Source organism: Nocardia sp. NPDC056611 (assembly GCF_042792755.1).
Lineage (GTDB): Bacteria > Actinomycetota > Actinomycetes > Mycobacteriales > Mycobacteriaceae > Nocardia.
This window is the reverse complement of sequence record NZ_JBHTVV010000017.1, coordinates 3,346-4,782: the sequence shown is the minus strand read 5'-3', so window position 1 is coordinate 4,782 and position 1,437 is coordinate 3,346. Positions and strand designations below refer to the sequence as shown.

At 55.0% G+C, this 1,437-nt stretch carries 1 rRNA gene (only partly in view); it reads right to left on the bottom strand.

From position 1 onward, the window contains the following. Positions 1 to 43: 43 nt before the first annotated feature. Positions 44 to 1,437, bottom strand: a 23S ribosomal RNA gene (locus ACFRAQ_RS36825) (it continues 1,487 nt past the right edge of the window).

The window sequence follows — 1,437 nt, the reverse complement described above, 5'->3', positions numbered from 1 at the left end:
GTGTGTTGTTTCAGATACTGCACAGTGGACGCGTAGCTTCTTTGTTGGTAAGTCCTCGGCCTATTAGTACCAGTCACCTCCATGCGTTACCGCACTTCCAGTTCTGGCCTATCAACCCAATGGTCTGTTGGGGGCCTTACCCCCTCGAGGGGGTGAGAAACCTCATCTTGGAACAGGCTTCCCGCTTAGATGCTTTCAGCGGTTATCCCTTCCGAACGTGGCCAACCAGCCGTGCTCCTGGCGGAACAACTGGCACACCAGAGGTTCGTCCGTCCCGGTCCTCTCGTACTAGGGACAGCCTTCCTCAAGTTTCTAACGCGCGCGGCGGATAGAGACCGAACTGTCTCACGACGTTCTAAACCCAGCTCGCGTGCCGCTTTAATGGGCGAACAGCCCAACCCTTGGGACCTACTCCAGCCCCAGGATGCGACGAGCCGACATCGAGGTGCCAAACCATCCCGTCGATATGGACTCTTGGGGAAGATCAGCCTGTTATCCCCGGGGTACCTTTTATCCGTTGAGCGACACCGCTTCCACTTGCCGGTGCCGGATCACTAGTCCCGACTTTCGTCCCTGCTCGACCTGTCGGTCTCACAGTCAAGCTCCCTTGTGCACTTGCACTCAACACCTGATTGCCAACCAGGCTGAGGGAACCTTTGGGCGCCTCCGTTACATTTTGGGAGGCAACCGCCCCAGTTAAACTACCCACCAGGCACTGTCCCTGAACCCGATCAGGGTCCGAGGTTAGAGGTCCAATACGATCAGAGTGGTATTTCAACGATGACTCCACGAACACTGGCGTGCCCGCTTCACAGTCTCCCACCTATCCTACACAAACCGTACCGAACACCAATACCAAGCTATAGTGAAGGTCCCGGGGTCTTTTCGTCCTGCCGCGCGTAACGAGCATCTTTACTCGTACTGCAATTTCGCCGAGTCTGTGGTTGAGACAGCTGAGAAGTCGTTACGCCATTCGTGCAGGTCGGAACTTACCCGACAAGGAATTTCGCTACCTTAGGATGGTTATAGTTACCACCGCCGTTTACCGGGGCTTAAATTCTCAGCTTCGCTCCGAAGAGCTAACCGGTCCTCTTAACCTTCCGGCACCGGGCAGGCGTCAGTCCGTATACATCGTCTTACGACTTCGCACGGACCTGTGTTTTTAGTAAACAGTCGCTTCTCACTGGTCTCTGCGACCCAACCCAGCTCCAGGAGTAAATCCCTTCACCAGACCGGGCCCTCCTTCTCCCGAAGTTACGGAGGTATTTTGCCGAGTTCCTTAACCACAGTTATCTCGATCGCCTTAGTATTCTCTACCTGACCACCTGTGTCGGTTTGGGGTACGGGCCGTGTACCAACTCACTAGAGGCTTTTCTCGGCAGCATAGGATCACTGAATTCGCCTCAATCGGCTACGCATCACCTCTCAGGCTATATG